The organism is Kordiimonas lipolytica (assembly GCF_001550065.1).
Genome location: NZ_LRUB01000035.1, coordinates 1 through 16071 on the forward strand (window position 1 = coordinate 1; position 16071 = coordinate 16071).

Below are 16071 nucleotides of genomic sequence, written 5' to 3' on the forward strand. Positions count from 1 at the left end.
AAAAGCAGCGGTGTTATGTGTCAAGCGCGGCTGCATAGTGATCCCTCATTTTTGCGTTTGCGCGAATGAGGATTTTTCTAGTGACTGCAATGAGAGCGACTTTACCGGGCTTCCCGTTTTCCCTGAGGCGTTGATAGAAAGCTTTCATTTCCGGATCGAAGCGAATGGCGGGGAGTGTCGCCACATATAAAGCATCGCGCACATGTTTCCGTCCTCCTGTAATTGTCCGCCTGCCGCGCATTAGACCACTATCCCGGTTGATTGGGGCTAGACCAACGAGCTTGGCGATTTGTCCTTTGTCGAGATGACCCAGTTCCGGCAGGCCTGCCAGCAGGAAGCAGGCGGTCCGCAATCCAATGCCCTTTATTGAAGTCAACACTTTGGCCCTGGCCTTGAGTGCTGCATCCTGTTCCAGGCATTCCTCCATCGCTTCCACAACGGCTTGACGCTGTTCCAGCAGGAAATTCAGAGCCTCTTCGATCCAGTCTCTTGCCTTGTTCAGCAGCTTTTCCCGGCGGTTCTTTTCCTGGACAATCATGTGGGACAGCTGTTTGTATCGGACTACGAGGTCTGAGAGTTCCTGCTGCTGTTCAGAAGGTTGTTCAAGAAGGCGTGTTTCCATGCGCCTGCCATAGTCGGCTAGCACAAAGGCATCCACCTTGTCGGTTTTGGCCAATTGCCCACTGGCCCGGGCAAACTGACGGATATATCGGGCATTAACTTTGGCAACCGGCAACCCGGCTGCAAGCAAGGCATCTGTGACCATGCGTTCATAGCCACCTGTAGGCTCCAGGATCAGCCGTTCAATGTCTTCCCTGTCAGCAACCCACGAAAGGAATTTGGCAATGCCGGATGTATTATTGGTAAATGTGTCTGCTTCGCCTTCTGGCAGCAGGCAAACGTCAAAGGATGATTTTGATATGTCGATCCCAATGGATCGCGTGGTATAAGTCATTGGCTTTGTCTTTCTTATACACGAGCGTAAAAGCTCACTCAGCGGTTCGACGAAGCCTCTGTGGTGCGGAAGGGTTATGCTTTTTTACGACCGTAAAAGGTCTTGCCCCGAGTGGGCTCAACCACATTCCGCACCTTGAACAGGGGGTGGCCACCCCCTGTTCAAAATCAAAGAGGCACGAAGATCATAACAAATCTTCGTGCCTCTCAATGTATAAGCCCCCACCGGTTAGGGCAGGGGCTTTTGGAATTTCTATGCTTGAACCGTTTATTCGAACAAGCTCGAAACGCTGGTTTCGTGCGCGATGCGGTTCATGGCTTCCGCCAGAAGCGGCGCCACGGTCACAACCCGGATTTTCGGGTTGACGTTGCAGGCGTTGGTTGGGCGGATGCTGTCTGTGATCACCAACTCATCCATCACGCTGTTTTCGATCCGCTCATAGGCCGGGCCGGAAAGAACGCCGTGCGCAACGTATGCGGAAACGCTGGACGCGCCATGCTCAGCAAGCGCCTTGGCGGCGTTACAAAGCGTGCCTGCGCTGTCGACGATATCGTCTACCAGCACACAGTGATAATCTTTCACGTCACCCACGATGTGCATCACTTCGGAAACACCGGCGCGTTCGCGGCGTTTATCAATGATGGCGATCGGCGCATCAAGGCGCTTCGCGTATGCGCGCGCCCGAACCACGCCGCCCACGTCAGGCGATACGATCATGGTTTTCTTGCCGGCGTATTTTTCCTTTAGGTCACGCACCAGAACGGGCATGGCATAGAGGTTATCGGTCGGGATATCGAAGAAGCCCTGGATCTGGCCTGCGTGCAGGTCCATCGTCAGCACGCGGTCGGCACCGGCGGTGGTGATCAGGTTGGCAACCAGCTTCGCGGAAATCGGCGTCCGTGGGCCTGGTTTCCGGTCCTGGCGGGCATAGCCGAAATATGGGATCACAGCCGTGATGCGGCGGGCGGATGCGCGCTTCAGCGCATCGATGCACACCAGAAGTTCCATCATATGGTCGTTGGCCGGGAAGTTTGTCGGCTGCACGAGGAAGACATCCTCACCGCGCACATTCTCATGAATTTCAACGAAAACTTCCTGATCGGAAAAGCGTTTAACAGCGGCTTTTGCAAGCGGCATGTTCAAGTAGGCGGCAATGGCTTCCGCCAGTTCCGGGTTCGAGTTCCCGGTAAGGATCTTCATGCCCATTAAGGCCTCCGTGCGATGAAGATGTTGCGTTTTGCTGGTCTGTACCAGCCGGGGGGGCATGTGTAAAGGCACCAGCCCGGCAGGAGGGCATTTTATCGGGTCAGTGCCTCAAATCGGGACGGATGGGTTCATATATTCCAAAAGTGAACCTCAGGGCTTGAGCATGATTGCGGAAAGCTGGCGGCCGTAATCTGCCTCGTGGCGGTGAGTCGTCCGCCGGTAGGAGAAATGGTCCTCGCTTGTGTAGGTATCCAGCTCCGCCATCCAGACCGATTCGACATCGTCTGCCTCCAGGCGGTATTTCACGAACCCGGGCAGGTCGAACTGCAAGTGCCATGGGTCCTTGCCCGGCAGGAAGAAGCGGTCGAAATCAAGCTGCTCTTTAGTGAAGCGGTCGCGGAAATCCAGGTCTACCTCATAGGAGGCCTGATGGATTGTGGGGCCGACAGCAGCGCGGATGCGCTCACGCCTGGCACCCAGCGCTTCCATCGCGCGCACCGTGGCGTCGGTCACGCCCGCAAGCGCGCCCTTCCAGCCCGCGTGCGCCGCGCCAATGACACCGGCTGCCCGGTCTTCGAACAGTACGGGCGTGCAGTCTGCGGTCAGGATGCCCAGAATCAGGCCCGGCTGGTCTGTTACCATGGCGTCTGCCTTCGGGCGGTCATTGCCCCAGTCTTCTGTCGCGACCACCACATCCCGGCCATGCACCTGATAGCAGCTCAGCACCGGTGTGTCCGCGCTGCCGGACAAGTGTTTGGCGGCTATGCACCGGTTCTCAAGCACGCAGGCCGGATCGTCGCTGGAGCCAGGGCCGCAGTTGAGGCCCTTATAGAGGCCGGTCGAGACACCACCCGTACGGCTGAAAAACGCGTGTGGGCTTTCGAGGCTTGGGCTTTTCAAATGGTCGGTCATGGGTCTGACTTTACTTTTCCTGTTGCTTTCGCACTATAGGAAATATTCCGGGCGGTGACAGGGGCATGATGCGCTTATTTATCTACATATTGGCAGTTTTGGGCCTGAGTGTGGCGGCGCGCGCCGATGTTAGCGGCACGTTCGAGCTGACGCGCGAGGCAGCGCAGGATTGGAAGGCGACTTTCTGTTTTGATGAAAGCATCACGGCGCTGGGGTTCGAGCGTCCAGTCGCGGATTTGCGCAGCAAGTCTTGGCGCGCCCATGACCCGGGCTTTTCCCTGATCCATTCCGGGCCGGTTTCTCATCTTGAACGGGCTGACGGGAAATCCTTCCGGTGTGCGTCGCTGGATATCACCACCAACACCATGATCCCCAAGAAGGACTATATGCCTTTTTCCCGCTTCAGTGATGGGGGCGTGTCTGTTTTCACCGGCTATCTGATGGGACGGGGCTTACGGCACGGCACATGGGAAAACTATGACCTGAAGGCGACCTACCGCGGGCTGGACGGGGACCGGGTCATCACCCGCAATCCTTCTGGGTTGGCCGAACAGTTCGTCTATTTCGGCCCCAGGGAGCCGAAGGAGATTGCAGGCGCCACGCTGGTGATCGACCCGCTGATCCCTGCGAGTGCCCGGCTTGGGGTCTTGAGCACCCTGCCGCGCGGTAACAAACTCCTTGAAGAGCTATTCGGCTTCAGGCCAGTTCAGCCCTATCTGGTGTTTATGGCGGCGGGGGAGCTGGAGACATCCCCATCCGACCAGACAAAAGCCGGCACGCTGCCATACCAGATACTGTTCACCATGAAGGGTAAGGGCAGCGCAAAGTGGGCCGACAGCGACCCGCTCTATTTTCCGCGATTTACCATGCATGAGGTGCTGCATATCTGGCAGCGGGAGGTGTGGGGCGACTGGCTGGGCGACGATCACTCGTGGGTGCATGAGGGTGCCGCTGAAGCGCTATCGTATGAATTGATGGGCCGGGCGAAAGCCTATAAGGCCGGTCAGCTTGACAGCCTGTGGGCCACTGTCACCAACAAATGTCGAAGCCTGCTCGCGGAAACCAGTGTGCATGATGCGCCCAAAAACAGCCGCTTTGACGCCGTCTATCAGTGCGGGGCGCTTGTGAACCGCATGGTGGGCGCGGCGCTCAACCCCGATGCCCCGGGGGACGGCATGATCCGTTTCTGGCAGGCGATGGCGGCAAGCGGCCAGGCTGGCATGCGCGACACCACGAGCGTGCAGCTTTATCTGGATACCATGGAACACTTGGGTTTCGGCGAGGATGCACGGTCGGCACTTTTGGCGTTCCTGAAGGAAAAACCCTTGAACCCGGACGCTGCGATCAAAGCACTCAGGGCCGTTTTGTCAGCCGCTGCACCATCCCCTTCTTCCTGATTTCCTTTTCTTTCAAATCGGAGTAAGCTGGCCGGTGGGAGAAGTGTTAAGTGGTTGAGCTGAAAGACCTTATAGAAAATGACCGGCTGGTCGCATTCCGTCAGGCATGGGAGGAAGCGCGCACAGCCGGCAATGTCCCTGTCCGGCGCGATATCACGCTGCGGGCCTTCTCCAAATTCATCCCTGACATGCTGGTGCTGGAGAAGAACGGCCCACGGGACTATCGCTATTGTCAGGCAGGCGAAGGCGTGAAGGACCGGCTGGAAATGCATGATGCCGGCGCCAATTTCTTCGACTTCCTGCATTCTGATATTCTGGATATCAGTGAAGACTGGTGGGGCGGCCTTCTGGCTGCACCTTGCGGTGGTCTTGTCAGCTATTCCATTGAGTATCCTGCCGGGGTGCTCCGTCACGCGGCCACGTTGCTGCTGCCAGTTGCCCGCGAGGATGGCAACAATAGCATGCTACTGGGCCTGACCGAGGTTTTGCGTGAACGCTATCTGTCGCCGGGGAAGGGCAGAACTGTGGTCGGTGAATTTTGGGCAGAAGCCTGCCACCTGGATGTGGGCTATGGTTTGCCGGACAGCGGGCCAGCGGATTATAGCCACAAGCCTGACGCGGATTTCCTTGACCGTATGCGTTGATTGATATGCCTGATGGCTCAGGCCGCTATCCGCTGTCGGGTTAGAAGCCGGGCGGTTTTGGCAGCGCGCTGCTTTGAACCGCAAGCACCTTGAAAAGGGTTCCCATTTCATCGGGCGCCGTCAGGCGTTTCAGCTCGGACAGGATGCGTTCCTGGCCCTTTGATGACGCCGTTTCCGCCAGTGCTTGCGCGCGCACGCCAAGCCCGATGGTCATCAGGAAGGCGCCTTGTTCTGCGGCGGGGGTGGCTTTGGCGCCCGCGCTTTCCGATGCTTCGGCGATGCGGTCGAACGCCACATGGGCCGTCAGGTCCGCCTTGCCGGGCTCTGCGAACGGGTCTGTGAACGCGTGCGCCTTCAGGGCCTGGAAGGTATCGCCGGGGGCGGATATGGCGTAGCCGTAATCTATAAAGAGCGCCGCACCGCCATGGGCCGCCAGGTGGCTGGCCACATTGGCGCTTGAGGAAATCGCACCGGGGCACACCTCCAGCAGGCTGCCGTCAGGTGCGCTCAGAAGATGCGCGGGCGCAAGCGCGAACTGGGCGCCAGGCTGCGAGAGCACAAAGCCCAGCCGGTCGCCCACCAGCCCCACAGACCGTTCGAACCATTTGCCGCCCTGTTTTTCATACTGGTGGATGGGCAGCGCGTCGAAAAATTCGTTGGCAACCACAAGGGTGGGGCCTTCCGGGATACCTGAAAAGTCATCATGCCAGGTCGCACCCGGCACCTTTTCCGCCTGCAGGGCGCGGAGCTGCTGGCTGGCTTCAACGAAATGCACCTGCGTGGCATCCTTGAAGCCTGGCACTTTGCCAGCGGCGCGCAGCATGTCCGCCATCAGTGTGCCGCGCCCGGGGCCCAGTTCAACAAGGTTCACGCTTTCCGGGCGGCCCATGACGATCCAGCGGTCCGCGAGCCAAAGCCCGATGGTTTCGCCGAACATCTGGCTGATCTCAGGCGCGGTGATGAAATCCCCCTCGCTGCCGAAAACGCGCTCGCGTTGGTAATAGCCGTACTTCGGGTGCATCAGGCACTCGGCCATATAGTCCGCAAGGCTGATCGGCCCTGTGGCTTCGATCCGGCGCGCGAGGATGTTCTTCAGTGGCGTCACTTTTTCATCTTTGCTTGTTGTGCCGCCCTGTAGCGTAATCCTTTGCTGATCAGCCAGGCGGCGAACAGGAACATGGGGACGCTGAGTAACTGCCCGCGGGTAAGCCCCATGATGTGCTCAACGCCCACATCGGGTTCGCGCACGAATTCAACAAGCACGCGGGTCAGGCCGTATCCCAGATAGAATGTGCCCGCGATTACGCCCGGCATTTCCTTGGCCAGTCGCGTCTTGTGATAAAGAAACATCAGGATCAGGAACAGGATCAAGCCTTCGCCCATGGCCTCATAAAGCTGGCTGGGGTGGCGCGGCAGCGGCCCGCCGGTTGGGAACACCATGGCCCAGGGCACGTCTGTTGTACGGCCCCACAGTTCACCATTGATGAAGTTGGCAATGCGGCCCGCGAACAGGCCTACGGGGCTGACAACCGCGACAATGTCGGCCACGCGCATCAGCTCAAGCTTGTGTTTTCGGCTAAAGAAAATGACTGCCAGGATCACACCGATGGCCCCGCCGTGGAAGGACATGCCACCGTCCCACAGCCGGAAGATGGCCAGTGGATCATCCAGATAATTCTCAGGCCGGTAAAACAGCACATAGCCCAGCCGCCCGCCTGCGATAACACCAACGATCGCCCAGGTGATGAAATCGTCGATATGCTTGACCCCCATCGCTGCGCCGGGCTTTGACGCCAGCCGCCGGATATACCACCAGCCAAACATGATGCCCGCGATATAGGCAAGGCTGTACCAGCGGATGCCCAGCGCGAATCCGCCCACATCTATGGGGCCGAGCGCGAACTCGCTTATTTCCGGGTAGGTGAGAACCGCGAGGTTGGCAATGAGTGACATAATTCCATCCCTTGAAAGCTTTGCGCCATCATCCCCGCGCAGGCGCGTGTGTCAAGTGACGAAGCGGTGACGATCCGCCTGCGGCAACTCGCCCATTGCATTTTGCCTGCGTATCGCCCATATGAAGGTCAGCAAGCGTTAAGGAACGGTAAGATGCAGACCAGCAACAAATTCTTCGATGATCTTTCCAAACTGGCAACCGGTGCGGTGGGTGCAGCCCACAGCGTGAAGGGCGAGATGGAAGAGCATTTCCGTGCCTGGCTGGACCGTCAGCTCGCAGGGCTTGACCTGGTGACCCGCGAAGAGTTCGATGTGGTGCGCGAAATGGCTGAAAAAGCACGTATGGAAAATGAAGACCTGCGCGCAGAGATCGATCTTCTCAAGAAGAAGATTGAACAAAAATAAGCCATTTGCGCAATAAAGTTGCGCGCTATAATTTCCTTCAACAGTGGAATCTAAGGGCCTGTTCTTGGGGCAGAAATCGCCAAATTAGAACGGTCCTTCAACGACTTTTCCACAAGAAATTTCCCTTCCGAAACAATTCATGCTTGCCAGCGACTCCCTGCTTTGGCACGCTATATCTAGTGTTACTTTAGATCAAGGGAGCCAGATTTCGTGTTTCTGGTGAATCGAAGATAGCGCTAACCGGCGAAACCGAGTCTGCCGGTTAAGCTTACCCAGCCCGGCGGCACTCACTTTCCAGGGGGAAACGAGATGACGACACTGAGTACCGGGCATTCTGAAGTTATCAGCCAGAATCCAGTTGATCTCGCCGAGGAGCTCGCAGGTGCCAATGACTGGCCTGTTGAGCGGCACGGTGAAGATGAGCTGACCATGTTCATCTCGGGCCAATATACCGACCTTCAGTTCCGGGTATTCTGGCGCGACGATTTCAAGACATTGCAATTCGCTTGCCTCTTTGACCTGAAGGTGCCGGAAGGCCGACGGGCCGATATTTACCGTGTTCTTGGCATGATCAACGAACGCATGTGGATCGGCCATTTTGAATATTGGTCGGAAGAGGATGCGCTTCTGTTCCGTCATGCCAGCCTGGTGGGTGACCCGCTTGTGGGCGCCATCGGCGAAGAACATATGGTGACAATGGTGGAAACCGCGCTTGGGGAGTGCGAGCGTTTCTATCCTGTATTCCAGTTTGTCATGTGGGGAGGGCAGTCTCCTGAAGAAGCGATCGAGAGCGCCATGCTGGAGTGTGCAGGCACGGCATAGAAAATAAACTGATCGGTTCTTGGCCCCTATGGGCCCTGCCTGAAAATACGGGCGGTGCGATGCGCCGCCCCTTTTTTTGTCGTGAAACTGCTGGGCATTTGCTGCCATACTTCATCTGGCGAATTGCTTACCCTTGAAAGGACCCTGCCATGAAAGCTGCCGTCTATGAGGCCTTCTCTGTCCGCCCGCAGGTAACGACTGTGCCGGACCCGACGCCTGAGGTCCACGGCGTGGTGGTGCGCGTGGAAGCCACGGGCATCTGCAGGAGCGACTGGCACGGGTGGAAAGGCCACGACAAGGACATAGAGCTGCCGCACGTGCCGGGGCATGAGCTTGCGGGCACCATTGTGGCCGTGGGCAGGGACGTCATGCGCTGGCGGGTGGGTGACCGGGTCACGGTTCCTTTTGTGGGCGGCTGCGGCGCGTGCCCTCAGTGCCAAAGTGGCAACCAGCAGGTCTGCGACAGCCAGTTCCAGCCCGGCTTCACCCATTGGGGCTCTTTCGCCGAATATGTCGGGCTGCATCATGCGGACCTCAATCTGGTGGCTTTGCCTGAAAGCATGGATTTTGTTACCGCCGCCAGCCTGGGATGCCGGTTCGTGACCTCCTTCCGCGCGGTAGTGGATCAGGGGCGTGTTGCGCCCGGCGAATGGGTGGCGGTGCATGGTTGTGGCGGTGTGGGGCTTTCAGCGATCATGATCGCGCACGCCATGGGCGCAAATGTGGTGGCGGTGGATATCACTGAGGACAAGCTTGAGTTCGCCAAATCGCTGGGCGCGGTGGCGAGTGTGAATGCGGCTTCCTGTGCCGATGTGCCCGCGGCGGTGGTGGAAGTCACCGGCGGCGGGGCGCATGCTTCCATCGACGCCCTTGGCCATCCTGCGACCTGCTTCAATTCCGTCGCCAGCCTGCGCAAGCGCGGGCGGCATGTGCAGGTGGGCCTGATGGTGGCAGACCACGCGCACGCGGCAGTTCCCATGGATAAGGTGATCGCGAACGAGCTTGAGATTTTGGGTAGTCACGGTATGCAGGCGCACCGCTACGGTGCCATGCTGGCGATGATCGAAAGCGGGGCCCTTGCGCCCGAGAGATTGATCGGCAGAACCGTGTCCTTGGAAGAAGGGATCGATATCCTGACCGCCATGGACACGTTCGAGACATCCGGGGTTGCCGTTATCAATAGATTTTAGCCGCTTGCGGTGCTGGATTTAGTGGCGAAACTGCCGCATTATCACCCCCCATGTTTCAGCCCCCGTTTCAGCGCGGGCTTTTTCGGCAGATGGAGCAAACATGTTGCAATATTTCAGTGAAACCGCCCCTCTTTTGCTTGTCGGCTGCGGCCATATGGGGCGCGCCATGGCGCAGGGCTGGCTTCGGGCCGGCGTGCCCGCGGATCACCTTTATGTTGTTGACCCGCAGGCAGATCCGGTGAGCTTGCCGGGCAGCCGCGCGGATCATTTTGTCGCCAGTGCGGGCATGCTGCCACGCGGTATGAAGGCCCGTGCCATCGTGATGGCCGTGAAGCCGCAGGTGATGAACGATGCGCTGCCCCTGATGGCGCCATTCATCGGCGATGACACCCTTGTGCTGTCCGTCGCGGCGGGGGTAACGCTTGAGCAGATGGCGCGCGGCACGGGCGGTGAGGGCACCTGTGTGCGGGTCATGCCCAACACGCCCGCTGCCATTGGCGAAGGCATCAGCGGCGTTACGGCCGCCCCCGGTATCAGCGAGGTGGACCGGGCGCTGGCGCTTGAACTGATGGACGCAACGGGCGAGGCCGTGTGGATCGAGCATGAAGACCAGATGGACGCCGTGACGGCGGTTTCGGGGAGTGGGCCTGCCTATGTTTTCTATATGGTGGAATGCCTTGCGGCGGCCGGTGTGCGCCAGGGGCTGCCGGAAGCCACAGCCATGGCGCTGGCGCGCCAGACCATCATTGGGGCAGGCCACCTTCTGGACGCGGAAACGGACCTTGAAGCCGCTGAACTCCGCCGCCGGGTAACAAGCCCGGGCGGCACAACGGCAGCGGCGCTTGATGTACTGATGCGCGATGATGGGCTTGGTCAGCTAATGGAACGGGCTGTGGCGGCCGCGCGCAAGCGCGGGCAGGAGCTGGCCGGTTAGCGCCGAATCGTCCCCCATTATCAAGGGTATGTGCGCCAGTAACTGTCGGGCAGGGCCCTGACTGTGTCGCTCAGAAGCGGGTTGTCGATATGAATGACCTGCCGCGGGTGAGCCTTCAGTTCTGCCATTGTGGCCTTGAGCGCCGGGGTGTTATTCAGGAAAGCATCCAACTGGCCGGACTCGAAAGCCTTGATCAGGCCACGTTCGACAATGCGGGCCTTGTGGATGTTTGATTTGGCCAGATAGAAGAAATAGTCATAGCGGTAAACCAGCATCACATGCTGGTCGATCACCATCTGCACGCCGTATTTGCCCTGGCCCTCACTTGTGATTTCTGCCCTAATTTCATTGATGCCGCGCGGGAAGGCGTCGAACCGCTTTCGCGCCAGCATCGGCCAGAGGTTGCCGTCTGAACCCTTGGTAACCGTCAGCCCAACAGCCTGCATGATGGTGGTATCCGGCCAGTCCATACCGGAACCCAGCCGGAATCGAGAGAGCTTCTCAATCGTGTCGACGCCTTTGAGCATGTCCCGGTCTGCCTCATGGACCACAAGCAGCCGGTGGCCCAGCATGCCGCGGGTGATGGGGAAGCGCACCATGGCAAAGTCCCGCTCGCGCTCAGGCGCATAACCGCTATAGTGCACTTCATAACGGGCCTTGTTGTCGGCGAGGGCCCGAAGCGCCCGGTCCTGAGCCAGGATCACGCGGCGCACCACCTCATAGGTATGCCCGCCCCCTTCGGCCTCAAGGGCAAGGGCGAACAGGTCGATTATATATTGATCGTCGTCGGAAGGCATGGCGAGGCGGAAGTGCTCAGCGCGCGCAGGCAGCGCGGCCATCATCATGAGAGCGCCGCAAAGAAACCATCTGATAGGGTTCAAGACCAGCATCTGCACCTTCCACCCCCAATAGGCACCATACTATAGCACCAAAAGTTACCTAACCCTCAACAGCTGTTCGGCGGCGGGTGCACGAAAAAAGAGGCCCCGGTTAGTCACCGGAGCCTGGGGATCAGTTTGTCAACATAGGGAGGTTAGTGCTGTCTCAAACTCACGAGACAAAAAGTAAAGGGCCGGTCCCGGGGGGGAAGTGGGGGGAGGGGGGAGGAACCCCGGGACCGACCTTTGTGACGGAAAACCGTCAAACTCAGAAACTTGGTGCCGCGAGCCAGATACTCGGTACGTTGCTCAGCGGCGATGGGAGGTATATATGTTTGGTAAGCGAAGAAGAAAACCCATTTTTGGGTCGTAGCAGCTATGCGCAAAACGCATAGCTAGAAAAAATTAGGGTGTCGGTTAACGAATGGCTTCGTTATTGGAATAAATAGTGCAGCATTGCTGACCAAAAAACTGTTTACTGACAGGTATTTAGCGGGGAGGATTTTCATGAAACTTAAGCATACGCTTGCGCTTGCGCTGTTAACCTTTGGCGGAAGCGCGCCGGCAATTTCTTTTGAAAAAACTGCAAATCTTAAAGAATTTAATGATTTTGACGTGCGCCTGATGGAAGCGAAAGACGCCAGAGACTATCAGAATCCCGTCTTTGACGACGCGCTTGAAGCCGGAAAATGGGAAGCACTTGTCTATCTGGGGCAAATAGGTGGCGAGGCGTGCGCGAAAATCGAACCGTATTTGTCTCACCGGAACAAAAAAGCCGTTGCAGCTGCGCGCAAGGGCGCTGCCTTCTGCTACGGGGATGCCCCTGTTGATGCCCTGATGTTGCATACGCAAGCCCTGCCATTCAAGGTAGGCGTGGACATGCTGCCTGTTGCCATGGGCTTCTCCGGCAACGCCGACCTGCGCATGATGCTGATTGAAATGGTGAACGCCATGCCGGCCACGCCGCCGAAGGTGGAGTTTGAAAACCAGGACAGGACGCTGCCGCTCTTCGGTCTGATGCAGTCCATCGTCTATGAGCGGCTCGCCCCATCGGCGCTACCGGGCCTTGATGTGCCGCACCTTTTGGCGCTGACAGCGGATGACGGTATTGGCTATCAGGCCGCTTATCTTCTGGGGCGCATACAGAATCTTGACGAACACTTGACGCTTGAGCAGGTAACGGCGGCTTTTGAAACCGCACCTTCGCCTGATGTCCGGCGAGCCCTCATCCGTGTAGCGCGCCAGTTTGGAAATGATGCGATGGGGCTGATCCTTGAAAGGGCGCTGCCGAAGGTGGAGCCGGACGCATCGGTTCGGATGGAAGCCATTAGGGCAACATCTGCATTGAGTGACGAGATCAGTGGCAACTTCCTTGTTAGCGTGTTGGTCGAAGGAACGGTCCATGAACGCCAGCTTGCGCTGAGTGCATTGGCGGCTCGACCCGGTTCAGCGCTGGGCGTGGGCTTTACTGACGAGGTGATTGCGGAAACTTTGCGCACTGCAACGGAGGACGAAAACCCCTGGATCGCCGTGACGGCGCTTCGGGGCCTCAATCTGCGCTCGCCCGAGGAAGGGCTGCGGATTGCCGAAGCGTGGTTCGCGGGCGACGACTATTATAAAGCTTTCTCCGCCATGGGGCTGTTGGCGCAGTCAGACGCGGGCAAGGCGATTCTCGAGGACTATGCAGCCGAAAACCCGGATACCATCCGCGGGCGCGAGGCCGCCATTGCGCTCGATCCATCGATCGAAGGCATCGAGAAACCGCGCAATACCCCAAGCTGGAGCAGCGTGCTTTCGTATCAGAGCCGCGAACTGAAGCTGGAGACAACGCGCGGCACCGTGTGCATCGCGCCGTCCTCACTGGCCCCTTATGCCGCCGCCAACTTCATGCTGCTTGCGGATGTGGGCAAGATGAACGGCATGCTGTGGCACCGGGTGATCCCGAACTTTGTGGCGCAGGCAGGCCAAAGCGAGGACCCGGAACTGGCGAACTGGGGCACCGTTCGCGATGAATGGGGCGGCCAGCATGTAAAGGGCAGCGTGGGCGTGGCTACGGCCGGGCGCGACACGGGCGGCACGCAGTTTTTCATCAATACAGCCTATAACCTGCATCTTGATGGCCGTTATACGGTGATGGGCAATGTCATCAGCGGCATGGACGCGGCCATGGCGCTTCAGGAAGGTGATGTGATCACGCGTGCGGAGACCGTGCGCGCGGGCCAGTGTAAATAATTCGGAAACAAAAAGACTTGTTCAACAGGTGCAGGGCAGCCCCAAGCCTGTTGAACGCTTTGTGATACATGAGGAAAAGTATACTGAGTGTAGCGAAGGACTTTTCTTCACATTCTACAGAATATTGCTTTCAGACCGGATCTGGCGAACCATGAAATCGCGGAACAGCGCCACCTTCAGGCTGCCCCGAAGCTCAGGCGCGTAGCAGTAATAGCTGTTGAACGGGTTACCCTCGACCTTTGGCAGCACGCGCACCAGCTTTTGCCGGTTGTGTACCAGATAGTCTGGCAGCACCGCGATGCCCATGCCTGCCTCCACGGCATGCAAAACACCATACAGGTTGTTGATCTGCAGGCGCGGGGTGCGCTCTTTCTTCGGGTTGCCCACGGTCAGTAGCCAATTGAGGCCCCGGATGGTGGGCACGTTTGAAATGCCGAAGGTGATCAGGTCGTGGTGGTCCAGGTCACTTGGTGTCACCGGTGTGCCCTTGGCGTCCAGATATTCGGGGCTTGCATAAATGTGGGCGTGGAAGGTGGCGAGTGGCCTCTGGATCAGGTCTGCCTGCTCGGGCTCGTGCAGGCGGATAGCCACGTCCGCTTCGCCGGCTGAGAGGTCAAGGTCCGCGTCATCCAGGATCAGCTTGATGTCGATATCCGGATATTCGGTCATGAACTGTTCAAGGTGCGGGGTTAGCCACACGGCACCGAAGGTTACCATGGTGGTCACGCGCAAAAGGCCAGACGGGCTTTCGCGGCTTTCCATCAGGCTGCGCTGGGTTTCCTCAAGCCTGAGCACCATCTCCCGCGCGGTGTTATAAAGTTCCTGTCCTTCCTGGGTCAGGACGAGGCCGCGGGCGTGGCGGGTGAACAGCGAGACATTCAGGCTTTCTTCGAGAGCCCGGATCTGGCGGCTGACGGCGGACTGGCTGCAGTTCAGGCGGATGCCCGCGTTGGTGAAGCTGCCGCTTTCCGCAACCGTGTGAAAAATTCTCAGTCTGTCCCAATCGAGCACGCTTCTCTCCAGATCAATCTGACTGCCCTAGCCGGTCATGACTATTTCACCACAGGGGCACAACCGCAAGCCCAAAGGCGCCAACTTGCCTGCTTGCTGTAACCTGTTGTTTTGCATACTATATGGCTACAAGAGCCAGAACCAAGCGAGACAGACTGTGGGCAACAAGGAAATCCTGCACGAGCTTACCAATGTTTTCAAGCGGAGCTACCCCGGCCTGACGGCTGAGGCGATCATCTGCTTCATGGTGGCTGCGAATGAGAAGGACCCCACGGTCGGCGATGTCGCTCGCGTGGTGGGGATGACCGAACCCATGGTCTATCAGCACCTGAGCACGCTTACATCTGCGGGGGCAGGGCTGATTGGCTTGGTGAACACGGGTGACGGCCGCAACCTCGTGCAGCTGACGCCGGAAGGACAGGAACTGGCCTCGTCCCTGAACCAGTCGGTTAGTTAACGCTTCAAGCGCGTTTTCCGGAAGTGACGTCCAACAAAAAAGGCGACCCTGAGGGGGCGCCTTTTTGGGTTTTGAATGCCTGCGCCTGCTATTCGGCAGCGGCGGCATGCTCAAGATTGGCGATATATTTTTCCGCCTCAAGTGCAGCCATACAGCCCATGCCTGCGGCCGTTACGGCCTGGCGGTAAATCTTGTCGGTCACGTCGCCTGCGGCATAAACGCCCGGGATGTCTGTTTCGGTGCTGTCTGGCTTCTTGATCAGATAACCTTCATCGTCCATCGGCAGCTGGCCTTTGAACAGCTCGGTTGAAGGCTTGTGGCCGATTGCGATAAACACGCCGTGCACGCTCAGCTCGCGCGTTTCGCCAGTCTTTACATTCTTCAGCCTTACGCCGGTGACGCCCAGTGGGTCTTCGTCGCCTAACACTTCGTCCAGCACGCTGTCCCAAGCCACGTCCACGTTCTCCGCCTTGAACAGGCGGTCCTGCAGGATTTTTTCACTGCGCAGTTCGTCGCGGCGGTGCACCAGCGTTACTTTGGAGCAGATGTTGGAAAGATACAGCGCTTCCTCAACAGCAGTGTTGCCGCCGCCGATCACGACAACTTCCTTGCCGCGGTAGAAGAAACCGTCACAGGTGGCACAGGCGGATACGCCGTAGCCATTGAATTTCTGTTCGCTTTCAAGGCCCAGCCATTTGGCCTGGGCACCTGTTGCGATCACAACCGTGTCTGCGGTGTAGACTGTGCCGCTGTCGCCCACGGCGCGCTTAGGGTTAGCCTTCAGGTCTACTTCTGTGATCAGGTCATAGATGATGTCGGTGCCGACATTTTCAGCCTGCTGGCGCATGGCTTCCATCAGCTCCGGGCCTTGAACGGCGTCGGCGAAGCCTGGATAGTTTTCCACGTCAGTCGTGATGGTCAGCTGGCCGCCAGCCTGCATGCCGGTGACAATGGTTGGGCTGACGTTGGCGCGGGCGGCATAGATGGCAGCCGTATAGCCGGCAGGACCCGACCCGATGATCAGCATTTTTGTGTGTTTGGTTTCAGCCATGAAAGGTCCCCTGATACTCTGGCG

The 16071-nt window shown here is 58.4% G+C and carries 16 protein-coding genes; 8 read left to right on the forward strand and 8 right to left on the reverse strand.

Features of this window, described 5'->3' with window-relative positions:
• Positions 1-13: 13 nt before the first annotated feature.
• The 3 genes from KORM41_RS17905 to pgeF form a co-directional block, all read right to left on the reverse strand.
• Positions 14-955 carry an IS110 family RNA-guided transposase gene (locus KORM41_RS17905; protein ID WP_082719706.1) on the reverse strand — a complete coding sequence of 314 codons (942 nt, stop codon included), beginning with the start codon at positions 953-955 and terminating at the stop codon, positions 14-16.
• 267 nt (positions 956-1222) lie between these two features.
• On the reverse strand, positions 1223-2155 hold the full coding sequence (locus tag KORM41_RS17910) for a ribose-phosphate pyrophosphokinase (protein ID WP_068152520.1): 933 nt from the start codon (positions 2153-2155) through the stop codon (positions 1223-1225).
• Positions 2156-2311: 156 nt separating this feature from the next.
• Positions 2312-3073, reverse strand: coding sequence for a peptidoglycan editing factor PgeF (pgeF, locus tag KORM41_RS17915; protein WP_068151520.1), 762 nt, complete (start codon positions 3071-3073; stop codon positions 2312-2314).
• A 65-nt stretch (positions 3074-3138) separates the two neighbouring features.
• Here pgeF and KORM41_RS17920 point away from each other — a divergent pair, with 65 nt between their 5' ends.
• Together KORM41_RS17920 and KORM41_RS17925 are read left to right on the forward strand one after the other, a co-directional pair.
• Positions 3139-4470 (forward strand): hypothetical protein, encoded by a 1332-nt coding sequence (locus KORM41_RS17920; protein WP_068151523.1) that lies wholly within the window; start codon positions 3139-3141, stop codon positions 4468-4470.
• Positions 4471-4520: 50 nt separating this feature from the next.
• Positions 4521-5114 (forward strand): PAS domain-containing protein, encoded by a 594-nt coding sequence (locus KORM41_RS17925; RefSeq protein WP_068151525.1) that lies wholly within the window; start codon positions 4521-4523, stop codon positions 5112-5114.
• Between the two features lie 40 nt (positions 5115-5154).
• On the opposite strand, the gene KORM41_RS17930 is transcribed toward KORM41_RS17925, so the two are convergent.
• Positions 5155-6219, reverse strand: coding sequence for a class I SAM-dependent methyltransferase (locus KORM41_RS17930; protein WP_068151527.1), 1065 nt, complete (start codon positions 6217-6219; stop codon positions 5155-5157).
• Positions 6216-7067 (reverse strand): prolipoprotein diacylglyceryl transferase, encoded by an 852-nt coding sequence (gene lgt / locus KORM41_RS17935; RefSeq protein WP_068151529.1) that lies wholly within the window; start codon positions 7065-7067, stop codon positions 6216-6218. Before lgt ends, KORM41_RS17930 begins: the two co-directional genes overlap by 4 nt.
• Positions 7068-7220: 153 nt before the next feature.
• On the opposite strand from lgt, the gene KORM41_RS17940 reads away from it, so the two are divergent.
• The 4 genes from KORM41_RS17940 to proC all read left to right on the forward strand — a co-directional run bounded on the left by KORM41_RS17940 (position 7221) and on the right by proC (position 10418).
• Positions 7221-7472 (forward strand): accessory factor UbiK family protein, encoded by a 252-nt coding sequence (locus KORM41_RS17940; protein ID WP_068151534.1) that lies wholly within the window; start codon positions 7221-7223, stop codon positions 7470-7472.
• A 309-nt stretch (positions 7473-7781) separates the two neighbouring features.
• Entirely contained in the window at positions 7782-8294 is a 513-nt protein-coding gene (locus tag KORM41_RS17945) for a type III secretion system chaperone family protein (protein WP_068151537.1), read from the forward strand.
• Between the two features lie 149 nt (positions 8295-8443).
• Entirely contained in the window at positions 8444-9484 is a 1041-nt protein-coding gene (locus KORM41_RS17950; protein ID WP_068151540.1) for a zinc-dependent alcohol dehydrogenase family protein, read from the forward strand.
• Positions 9485-9584: 100 nt separating this feature from the next.
• Positions 9585-10418 (forward strand): pyrroline-5-carboxylate reductase, encoded by an 834-nt coding sequence (gene proC / locus KORM41_RS17955; protein ID WP_068151542.1) that lies wholly within the window; start codon positions 9585-9587, stop codon positions 10416-10418.
• Between the two features lie 20 nt (positions 10419-10438).
• Here the strand turns inward: proC and KORM41_RS17960 are convergent, their stop codons facing one another.
• On the reverse strand, positions 10439-11299 hold the full coding sequence (locus KORM41_RS17960) for a hypothetical protein (RefSeq protein WP_231727320.1): 861 nt from the start codon (positions 11297-11299) through the stop codon (positions 10439-10441).
• Between the two features lie 504 nt (positions 11300-11803).
• Between KORM41_RS17960 and KORM41_RS17965 the strand changes: the two genes are divergently transcribed.
• On the forward strand, positions 11804-13528 hold the full coding sequence (locus KORM41_RS17965; RefSeq protein WP_068151551.1) for a peptidylprolyl isomerase: 1725 nt from the start codon (positions 11804-11806) through the stop codon (positions 13526-13528).
• 114 nt (positions 13529-13642) lie between these two features.
• On the opposite strand, the gene KORM41_RS17970 is transcribed toward KORM41_RS17965, so the two are convergent.
• Complete coding sequence (locus tag KORM41_RS17970) at positions 13643-14539, reverse strand: LysR family transcriptional regulator (protein WP_068151552.1); 897 nt, start codon at positions 14537-14539, stop codon at positions 13643-13645.
• A 157-nt stretch (positions 14540-14696) separates the two neighbouring features.
• Here KORM41_RS17970 and KORM41_RS17975 point away from each other — a divergent pair, with 157 nt between their 5' ends.
• Positions 14697-14996 (forward strand): MarR family winged helix-turn-helix transcriptional regulator, encoded by a 300-nt coding sequence (locus KORM41_RS17975; protein ID WP_068151554.1) that lies wholly within the window; start codon positions 14697-14699, stop codon positions 14994-14996.
• 88 nt (positions 14997-15084) lie between these two features.
• On the opposite strand, the gene trxB is transcribed toward KORM41_RS17975, so the two are convergent.
• Positions 15085-16047, reverse strand: coding sequence for a thioredoxin-disulfide reductase (gene trxB / locus KORM41_RS17980; RefSeq protein WP_068151557.1), 963 nt, complete (start codon positions 16045-16047; stop codon positions 15085-15087).
• Between the last annotated feature and the right edge of the window lie 24 nt (positions 16048-16071).